Below are 9,972 nucleotides of genomic sequence, written 5' to 3' on the forward strand. Positions count from 1 at the left end.
GGCCACACGCGTCACAGAAGTGTGGTGTGCGCACGCCTGTCACGGACCCCACAGTGGTGACGGGCCCGCGGACATAGGGGAAACGGTTGCGCAGCTCATACGGGACCTCGGCTCCCGGCACGGACGGATCCGAGCCCCGGATACCGGTGTCGGTGCACGCGTGGGACCCGATCTCCCGGGAGGGAGTGCTGGGCCAGCTTCGGCAGCACCCGGTGATCGACCTCCGTGAGGAGACCGAGACCGGGCCGGACACCATCGCCCTGCTGGTCAACGACACACTCGACGAGGCCACCCTCTCCCGGCTGCGCAGACTCGTGCGCAGCGAGGGCGCCCGTGCCGTCCTCGTGGTGAGCGCGATCCGCGAGAGCGAACTCCTCGACGCCATCGACTCCGGCGCCGGTGCCATCGTGTGGCGCCACGAGGCCACCGCGCACCGGCTCGTGCAGGCCGTCCTCGCGGCCTCCCGCGGCGACGGCGATCTGCCCGCCGATCTGCTCGGCCGGCTGATCAGCCAGGTGAGGTCGCTGCACCGCACCGCGACCGGCCATCCCGGCGCTCCCCCTTCGGGACTCGCACCGCGCGAGGTGGACGTACTGAGGCTGGTCGCCGAGGGGCTCGACACCGGAGAGATCGCCAGCAAGCTGTCCTACTCCGAACGGACCGTCAAGAACGTGATGCATGGGCTCACCACCCGGCTGCATCTGCGCAACCGGGCGCACGCCGTGGCCCATGCCCTTCGGGAAGGCTACATCTGACCGAACGGGCAATCCGATGTGGACAGTTGGGCAAACCTGTCTGCCCGGCGGCCGTCCCCGGCGTGCCTGCGGAGCCAAGGGCTCCGCGGGGCACCATCGGTAGGGCACGATCGTCACGACAGCGGTGCCGGCACCGGTGCGGGCAGGGGCCAGTCGGGCTTCCGGCTTCAACACGGCACAGGTACGGCAGGGCAGGAGCACGACGGTGATCCACGAAGTGGACGAGGTCCTCAAGCGGCTGCTCGGGGGCGGCGCGCTCGCCGGTTCCGGTATCGAGATCGCCTTCGAGGCCCCGACCCGCGACTGGGCGGCCCGGCGCAACGCGCCCACCGTCAACGCCTACTTGTACGACATCCGGGAGGACGTCCGGCGGCGCCAGCGCGGCCAGGTCTCCGTCCGTGACGAGCGCGACGTGATCGTGCGCCGCCGCCAGCCACCCCGCTGGTTCCGGCTGTCGTACCTGGTCACCGCCTGGACCAAACAGCCTCAGGACGAGCACCGGCTGCTCTCCGCGGCACTGGTCACGATGCTGCCGCACGAGCTCCTGGCCCCCGACGAACTCCCGGGCCCGCTCGGCGCGTTGGGCCTGTCCGTCCCGCTCACGGTGGCGGGGCTGCACACCGAGTCCCGTTCCCTGGCCGAGATCTGGTCGGCCCTCGGCGGCGAACTCAAGCCGTCCCTCGACCTCGTGGTCACCGCGCCCTTCCCGGCCTTCCCCGAGTACGACGTCGGTCCCCCGGTCACGGAGGGCGTGGTCCGCGTACGTGGCATGGACGGCACGCTGGACGGCTCGCAGGAGCGCAGCCACCGTCAACGGCAGCCGATACCCGTGCAGGACACGCCCGCACAGGACACCGGAGAACCGCAGCAGTGACCACGTACGCCTCCCCCGCCTCTGCCACCTCCGACGCGCTCCTCGTCCGCCTCGCCCGACTGCGCCACCGGGTCGCCGAGTTGGTCGCGAGCCGCAGCGCCGTCGACCCCACCGCGGACGATCCGCTGCGGGGGCTGTACATCTCCGACGAGGCCGTACGGCATCTGCTGGGGCCCACGGCGGCGTCGTACGCCGATGTGTTCGAGAACGCGACCGAGTCCGAGAGCGCGGCCGGCTTCGAGGACGGGGCCGGCTCCGGGGACACGTCCGGCTCCGAAGGCACGGAGTCCGCCCCGGACACCCGGCTGGAGCGGCTCGCGGTGCGGCTCGGGCTGACCGAGCTGGACACCCGGATCCTGCTCATCGCCCTCGCGCCGGACCTGGACCGCTCCTTCGAGCCGCTGTACGGGTACCTCAACGACGACGTCAGCAGGCGCCGGGCCACCGTCGGGCTGGCGCTCGACCTGTGCGGGCTGCCCGCGCACCTCGCCGAGGCGCGGACCCGGTTCCACCCCTCGGCGCCGCTGACCGCGCTCGGGCTGCTGATCGTCGAGGAGCCCGAACGCCCCTTCCTCAGCCGGGCGTTGCGCGTACCGGACCGGCTCGTCGCCCATCTGCTCGGCGACGACACCCCGGACGCCGAACTCGCCGGCAGCGTCCACCCGCTCGACTCGCCCTCGGCCGTACCTCTGCCCCTGCCCTCGGCCTCGCACGACGAGTTCACCGCCAGGCTGGCCGCCCGGCTGGCCGTCGGCCCCCGCACCGTCTACCTCCGCGAGCACCGCGAGGGCGACGGGCTCGTGTGTGCCACCGCCGCCCTGCGCGCGGCGGGTGTCGGTGCCCTGCACTTCACCCCCGCGGCAGCCGGGGAGCCCCTCCCCGAACTCCTCTCCGACGTCCTCCCCCGCGTGCTCCGCGAAGCCCGCCTGCGCGACCGGGCCATCGTCGTGTCACCCCTGCCGGAGAAGCCGGGCCCGTTGCTGCGGGCGATGACGGAGGCCGGCGTACCCGTGGTGCTCGTCGGGCACCGGCCGTACGACCCCCAGTGGTGCGACCGCGATCCGCTGGTCCTCGACGCGCCCCGGCCGCACGCGGGTGCCGTGGACACCTGGTCGGCCGCGCTCGGTGCCGGGGCGGACGGTCCGGGTTTCGACCTGGCCGCCACCGTCGCCCCGTACCGGCTCGGCGGGGACCGTATCGAGCGGGCGGCCCGTGCGGCCCGGGACCTCGCGATGTTCGACGGCACCCCGGTGACCGCAGCCCATCTGCGGCTCGCCGCCCGGCAGCAGTCCGCGTCCGGGCTTGAGCGCCACGCCCGCCGGATCCGGCCGGACGTCGGCTGGGAGGACCTCGTCCTGCCGGACAGGCCCCTCGCCCAGCTGCATGAACTCGCCCTGCGCGCCCGCCACCGCGACCAGGTCCTCGGCGACTGGCGGCTCAGTGCCGGAGGCGGCCGGGGCCACGGTGTCCTAGGGCTCTTCGCGGGCGAGTCCGGCACCGGCAAGACACTGTCCGCCGAGGTCGTCGCCGCCGAACTCGGCCTGGACCTCTATGTCGTCCAGCTCTCCTCGATCGTCGACAAGTACGTGGGCGAGACCGAGAAGAACCTCGAACGGATCTTCACCGAGGCCGACCGCACGGACGCCGTGCTGCTCTTCGACGAGGCGGACGCCGTGTTCGGCAAGCGCTCGGAGGTCAAGGACTCCCACGACAAGCACGCCAACATGGAGAGCGCCTACCTGCTCCAGCGCCTGGAGTCCTTCGACGGCATCGCCCTGCTCACCACCAACCTGCGGGCCAACATCGACGAGGCGTTCACCCGGCGGCTCGACCTGGTGGTCGACTTCCCGTTCCCGGACGCCGAGCAGCGCCGGGCCCTGTGGCGGCACAGCCTCGCCCATGTCCCGTGCGCCGAGGACATCGAACCGGCGGCGGTCGCCCGCGACTTCGAGATGGCGGGCGGCTCGATCCGCAGCGCGGTCGTCACCGCCGCCTACACCGCGGCGGGGCGCGGCGGACCGGTCACGACGGACGACCTGCTGGAGGGCGCCCGGCGGGAGTACCGCAAGGCGGGCCGACTGGTACCGGGAGAGGGCGGCTGGTAACGGCCGACGCCCCTCCCGGGCCGATGGCCGCGCCCCCTCCCGGGACCAGTGCGGGTCACACTCACACGGTGAACTTCACGGCTTCGAGCCAGAGGTCGTTGCTGAGGGTGCCACCGAAGATGTAACCCTCCCCTTCGCCGGGCTTGTCGCACCCCATGCCGTGCCAGCCCTCGTTGCGGACGTGAGTGGTCTGGCAGACGGAGCCGCCGCCGTCGTCGACGTTGATGGTGAAGCCAAGCATGTTCGGGGCGTCCGCCTTGGTGCTGCCGAAGTAGTTGTCGATGCCGTCGGGCGCGAACGACCACGGCTTCCCGTTGTAGTCGCCCTTGCCATTGGTCGACCCCGGGTCGTGGACGAAGGCGGCGCTGCCCGTGCGCTTGGCGCCGGACACCGCGACGTTGATGGCCTTGAGCGCTTTGTTCTCGCCCACCGTGCCGGCCGTTTCACCGTCGCACACGGCGTCCGTCCAGCCCTTGCCCGTCACGAAGACCCGGTAGCAGATGTGCCGCCCGCCCGGGTCGTCCGCGGCCAGTGCCTGGACGGCGGTGGCCGCGGTCTTCTCCGGAGCCTTCTTCTTCTCCTCGGAACCGCCTCCTCCTCCGCCGCCACCACCGCCACCGGCGTCCGGCGACTGTGCCGCGGGCGGGGGCGTCGTAGCGGGCGCGGTGGGAGTGGGCGGCGGAGACGGTGTCGCCGAGGGACTGGGCGCCAGCGTGCTGACACCGGCCTCGTCGAGCCTCTCCTTGGCCTCGCTGCGGACCTGGGGCTTGTAGGCGATCCACAGCATCACGAAGGTGATCGCCAGCGCCAGGAACACACCCAGGAAGGTGGCCAGCCAGCGCGGCAGGAACCCGCGCTGCACATACGTCCCGTCGACATCGAGGGGAGCGACCCCCGACCGCTGCACGGCGAACTTGTACGGCCGCTCCTCCTTCGACCCGAACCAGATGATCTGCCGCGGCTTCAGCGTGGCCTTGACGAAGGCGGCGCGCCCCGGCTCGATCTGCACATTGCTCGGGTGGATGTCGTACGACAACTGATCGCCGTTGTCGCTCCCACTGACCGAGGCGGTGAGCTTGGTGTTCCCGAGGTTGTCGACGGCCAGTTTGGGCCGCCCGCGGAAACGCCCCTTCACCGTCGGCGGCACCAACTCAGCCCGCACCTCCGTGAAGGGGGTGATCGTCAGATTGCCCTCCGGGACGGTGACCGCCTCCGGATGCTCGGTCGGGGTGATCCGCACCGCGAAGGGATTCGGGCCGGCCGTCGCGTCCGGCGTACGCGGCGGCGCGAACGTCAGCTCCACCGTTCCGGTGGTGCCGGGGTAGAGCCGCAGGGTCTGCGGCTCCACGACGGTCCAGGGCGCGACATCGCCGACCGCCTCGAAGCGGTACTCGTCGACCACGTCACCGGTATTGCGCAGCCGCAACCGCACAGTCGTACTGCCACCCGGGTCCACGGTCGCGGACGCGGGCTCCAGGGAGGTCCAAAGGCTCACGATCAGTCCTCATCGGGTTGGATGATCTGCCACTCCTGGTCATCGGTGACGGTGCAGTTGAAGATCATCAGGGTTACTTCGTTGCGAACGTCGTCGCTGCCCGCGACTTCGAGACACTTGTTGTCGCTCTTGAAGTTGCGGATCCAGTAGGCACCGCTCTCCTGCTTCGCGAGCCACCACAACTGGTTGTCGCTGGTCGTGCCGTCACAGGTGAACTCCGTGACTTTCGTCCTGATGGGAACCGCCCCGTAGTTCGGCAGATCCATGCACAACTTGTCCTTGACGTTGCGGATCTGGAAGAGATCCGTACCGCCCGGGCCGCCGTTGTCGACCTTCACCTCCAGGTTCCAGAGCTGGTTGTCGGCGGCGGTCGGATCGCAGGAGAACTGCTGGACCCGGCCGTCCCTCTTGCCCACGCCCTCGCCGGGGATGTCGGCACACAGCTTGGTGGACAGGTTCTTCAGGACGATGTTGTTCGCGGGCAGCAGGCTCTTGGGCTTCTCCTTGGTCGGCGCGGGCGCGGGCGCGTCCCCGCCGCCACCTCCGCCGTTGTCCGCCGGGGCAGACGCGGCCGGTTCCGAGGCCGACGGCGGCGCCGAGGGCGCGACCGGTTCCGGCGAGGCCGAGGGCGGCAGCGTGCTGACGCCGGCTTCCTGGAACTCCTTGGCCTCGCTGCGGACTTGGGGCTTGTAGGCGATCCACAGCATCACGAAGGTGATCGCCAGCGCCAGGAACACACCCAGGAAGGTCGCCAGCCAGCGCGGCAGAAACCCGCGCTGCACATACGTCCCCTCGACATCCAGCGGAGCGACCCCCGACCGCTGCACCGCGAACTTGTACGGCCGCTCCTCCTTCGACCCGAACCAGATGATCTGCCGCGGCTTCAACGTGGCCTTGACGAAGGCGGCACGGCCGGGCTCGATCTGCACATTGCTCGGATACAGGTCGTACGACAACTGATCGCCGTTGTCACTGCCACTGACCGAGGCGGTGACCTTGGTGTTCCCGAGGTTGTCGACGGCCAGCTTGGGCCGCCCCCGGAAACGCCCCTTCACCGTCGGCGGCACCAACTCCGCCCGCACCTCCGTGAAGGGGGTGATCGTCAGATTGCCCTCCGGGACGGTCACCGCCTCCGGATGCTCGGTCGGCGTGATCCGCACCGCGTACGGGTTCGGCCCCGCCGTCGCGTCCGGCGTACGCGGCGGCGCGAACGTCAGCTCCACCGTCCCCGTCGTCCCCGGATACAACCGGAGCGTCTGCGGCTCCACGACGGTCCAGGGCGCGAGGTCACCGACGGGCTCGAAGCGGTACTCGTCGACGACGTCACCGGTGTTGCGCAGCCGCAGCCGTACGGTCGTAACTCCGCCCGGGTCCACGGTCGCGGAGGCGGGTTCGAGGGAAGTCCACAGGCTCACGCGTCGAGGCTACGGAGGGCAACGTCACCTTGTCGGCAGGCTCCGGGGCAGGGCCGGTTGCCCGAAGGTGCCCGGCCCGCTGCCCGCGCCGGGCGACCGGAACACTGCGCGGCCCGCCGGCCCCGCACAACGTCGGGGACCCACCGCGTACACGTCTCGTCGACCGTCCCGCAGAGGTACGAGGACTGCCCGTGAGGTCCTTCCGCCGGTGACGCGCATGTCGTAGAGAAGGCGAGTGGGCCGAACACCGAGGGGCGGGAGAACCATATGCGCGCACGGCACGAGCCCGACCGGGACAGGGCCAAGGGCCGCCAGGCACAGCAGGTGCGGCCGGCCGAAAGCGCAGACGCCGTCCAGCGGGCAGCCCTCGCGGGCCGCGGGCCGCTGACGGCGGGACAGGCGCTGGCACTCCAGCGGGCCGCGGGCAACGCGACCACGGCCGGGATCATCGAGCGGGACGGGCACCAGCACGACGCGGGATGCGGCCATGCCCCGCCCGTTCAGCGCTCGGCCGTGCACGAAGTCCTCAACTCTCCCGGCCGGCCCTTCACCGGCCCGCTGGCCTCCGAGGTCGAGTCCATGTACGACGGCATGGACCTCTCCCACCTGCGGGTGCACACCGACACTGTGGCCCAGCGTTCGGCGGCGGACATCGGGGCCCGCGCCTACACGTCGGGCAACCACATGGTCCTGGGCGCCGACAGCACCACGGAGGACGTCGTCCACGAGGTGTGGCACACCTTCCAGCAGAGCAAGGGACCCGTCTCCGGGAAGGACAACGGGGAGGGGATGATGATCTCGGAGGTGCACTCCCCCGAGGAACAGGAGGCGGCGGCCGTCGCCCGCGACCTCGTCGGCCGACCGGCACGGAAGGATCCCGAAGCAGGGGCCGTGACGCCGGGCGTGCAACGCTCACCGGCCGTCGGCGGGCCGCCGTCCCTCCGTGAGACGTCCGTACAGCGGGCTCCGTCGTCGACCCACTCGGCCACCTCACAGCAGTCCGCCCAGCCGACCTACACGTTCGCCGACACGATGGCGCCCAATCCGAGTCTGTACACCGACTTCGCGAACTACTGGATCGGCACGGCGAACCCGCCCGACGGCTACTTCAGAATCGAACAGCACTGCGCGTACATGTCCGTCCACTGGCTGCTGAACGGGCACGGTTCCGGCGGCCTGAGATTCCAGGACTTCGACGAGCCCACCAGGCTCCACGCGGCGGCGACGGTGCGCCAGTGGGCCTCCGAGGGCGGAGCCAACGCCCAGGTGCAGTACGCCGGTTCGAGGCTGGGCGGCCACAGTGTCACGGGCGCGAATCTCACGAGTGACGCCACCGCCGGAACCCTTCCCGTGGGCACGCTGATCTGGTTCGGCAACAGCGTGCACGCGGAGGCCGCCGTCGTGACAGGCAAGGGGCGGTTCCTGATGTACGACCCCAACAAGGGCACGGCCGTCGCGCGCGACGCCAACGGCTTCGCCGCCTACATCGCGAGCAAGGACACGTTCGTGGTCAGGCTGGGCCCTGGAGCGGAGCCCGACTCCTGCAAGTGCTGCACCGTGATGTGACAGGCCGCCCCCGGCCTCGCGCCCTTCCTGCCATGCCTTCCTGACCCCAGATGTCCCATGTGCTCCGGGTATTCCACCGTTCACGAAAGTGAGCTCGTCTGTGCACGCCCAAGAACAGTCCCACCTCGGCGAAGAACAGCGGCGTACGCGGATTCCGGCCCGCACGGCGCCGGCCCCGGCGCCCGCCCTCGGGACGGCCCCGCTCTCCCCCGCCGCTCTGCTGTCCCTCCAGCGCAGCGCGGGCAACACGGCCGTGGCCCGTCTGGCTGTCCAGCGGGTGCCGACCGAGGCGCAGGGCGCGCCCGCGCCGACGACCGAGGAGCCCCGGTCGGTGTTCGACTTCGACTCCGACTCCGACTCCGAGTCGGACGCGGAATCCGACGTCACGGCGACCCAGGAGGACAACGTCCTGCCGTTCCACAAGAGCCTGTTCGCACTGCGCAAGGTGATTCGCGCGGGCATGAACTCGGATCAGGGCAAGGGCGGGAAATGGACCGTCACGGCGAGGATCGATCCCGGCGCCCCCTGGACGAGTGCCGAGTTCCGCAACGAGGACGAGGTGGGGCATGTCTGGCTCGAACTGACCTCGCCCGTCGGTGACTCGACGACGTTCGGCTTCTACCCGAGGAACGGGGCAGGCGTCCTCCCGGTTCCGGGAGAGATAATCTGCCCCGACCATCACGGTGGCGAGAAGGAACAGAAGACGGCAGGCGTCGGACTCGACGACGTTCTGAACGGCTATCGCGCGGCGCTCGGCCGAGTGGACGCCAAGTACCACCTCGCCACCTACAACTGTGCGAGCTTCGCGTCGGACGTCTGGCGAGCCATGACCGGCAACCCCCTGCCCAGCGGGATGGTCATCTCCAACCCGGCCTCCGCCGCGGAGTCGGTCAGGGCCGAACGCGAGATGCGCAAGTCGTTCAACGGTCAGGAGATGACCGGTGACATGGAGGACCTGATCGATATGGTCAGTTCCGGCCACATACCGCCGGCTCTCTGAGAGCGGTGCACCCCGAGAGCACGACGGCTGCCCGTTGAGGCAGCCGGACTGCCCCCAGGACGGGTCACAGGGGCCTTCTCAGCCCACGGGCGCGCGAGAACAGTTGAGTCCGCTTCTCTTGTCACCCATACCCCTAGGAGCGCGAACGTATGCCGTCCTACCTGTCGCCCGGCGTATACGTCGAGGAGGTGGCCAGCGGCTCGCGTCCCATCGAGGGAGTGGGCACATCGGTGGCGGCCTTCGTCGGACTCGCGCCGACCGGGCCGCTGAACGAGCCGACCTTGGTGACCAACTGGTCCCAGTACGTCGCGGCCTTTGGTGACTTCACCGACGGTTACTACCTCGCGCACTCGGTGTACGGGTTCTTCAACAACGGCGGCAGCGCCGCGTACGTCGTCCGTGTCGGCGGCACCGCCGAGGGCGCGGCGGGAACAGGAAACGGCGCCCCGGCGTCCGTCTCAGGCTCCGCCGCCCCGGCCGCGCTCCCCGCGGGCGAGCCGAAGCAGCTCGGCACCTTCAGCGTGACCGCCGTCGCGGGCGGCTCGCTCAGCGTCGAGGTCGCCGACGCCGAGGGCGAAGGTCCCGCCGAGCGCTTCAAGCTGATCGTCAAGGAGGGCGACAAGCCCGTCGAGACGTTCGACGTGACCGCCAAGAAGGGCGGCCGCAACTACGTCGTCACGCAGGTGAAGGAGCGCTCCAAGCTCATCACCGTGCAGGAGTCGGCGCCGGCCGCGCAGCTCGCGCGCCCCGACAACCAGACCG

Annotated in this window: 8 protein-coding genes; 6 read left to right on the forward strand and 2 right to left on the reverse strand. The window is 70.6% G+C overall.

Translation table 11 applies throughout. The features are described from left to right. The first annotated feature begins 86 nt into the window (after window positions 1-86). From AOK17_RS29040 to AOK17_RS29050, 3 genes are all read left to right on the forward strand, one after another. Complete coding sequence (locus AOK17_RS29040) at window positions 87-755, forward strand: helix-turn-helix transcriptional regulator (RefSeq protein ID WP_055615532.1); 669 nt, start codon at window positions 87-89, stop codon at window positions 753-755. A gap of 205 nt (window positions 756-960) precedes the next feature. Continuing rightward, a complete protein-coding gene (locus tag AOK17_RS29045; RefSeq protein ID WP_055615533.1) occupies window positions 961-1,629 on the forward strand; it encodes a Pvc16 family protein in 669 nt (222 codons plus the stop codon). Continuing rightward, a complete protein-coding gene (locus AOK17_RS29050) occupies window positions 1,626-3,734 on the forward strand; it encodes an ATP-binding protein (RefSeq protein WP_055615534.1) in 2,109 nt (702 codons plus the stop codon). Before AOK17_RS29045 ends, AOK17_RS29050 begins: the two co-directional genes overlap by 4 nt. Window positions 3,735-3,795: 61 nt before the next feature. Here AOK17_RS29050 and AOK17_RS29055 read toward each other — a convergent pair whose 3' ends face one another. After that, window positions 3,796-5,229 (reverse strand): hydrolase, encoded by a 1,434-nt coding sequence (locus tag AOK17_RS29055; protein ID WP_055615535.1) that lies wholly within the window; start codon window positions 5,227-5,229, stop codon window positions 3,796-3,798. A 2-nt stretch (window positions 5,230-5,231) separates the two neighbouring features. Then, window positions 5,232-6,644, reverse strand: coding sequence for an RICIN domain-containing protein (locus AOK17_RS29060; protein WP_055615536.1), 1,413 nt, complete (start codon window positions 6,642-6,644; stop codon window positions 5,232-5,234). 267 nt (window positions 6,645-6,911) lie between these two features. Here AOK17_RS29060 and AOK17_RS29065 point away from each other — a divergent pair, with 267 nt between their 5' ends. From AOK17_RS29065 to AOK17_RS29075, 3 genes are all read left to right on the forward strand, one after another. Continuing rightward, complete coding sequence (locus AOK17_RS29065; protein ID WP_055615537.1) at window positions 6,912-8,210, forward strand: eCIS core domain-containing protein; 1,299 nt, start codon at window positions 6,912-6,914, stop codon at window positions 8,208-8,210. Window positions 8,211-8,298: 88 nt separating this feature from the next. Further along, complete coding sequence (locus tag AOK17_RS29070) at window positions 8,299-9,210, forward strand: hypothetical protein (protein WP_157881418.1); 912 nt, start codon at window positions 8,299-8,301, stop codon at window positions 9,208-9,210. Window positions 9,211-9,359: 149 nt separating this feature from the next. Further along, a partial coding sequence (locus tag AOK17_RS29075) for a phage tail sheath N-terminal beta-sandwich domain-containing protein (protein WP_425424647.1) occupies window positions 9,360-9,972 on the forward strand: 613 nt, incomplete at its 3' end.

The sequence above is a fragment of the Streptomyces phaeochromogenes genome (assembly GCF_001418655.1).
GTDB lineage: Bacteria > Actinomycetota > Actinomycetes > Streptomycetales > Streptomycetaceae > Streptomyces > Streptomyces phaeochromogenes.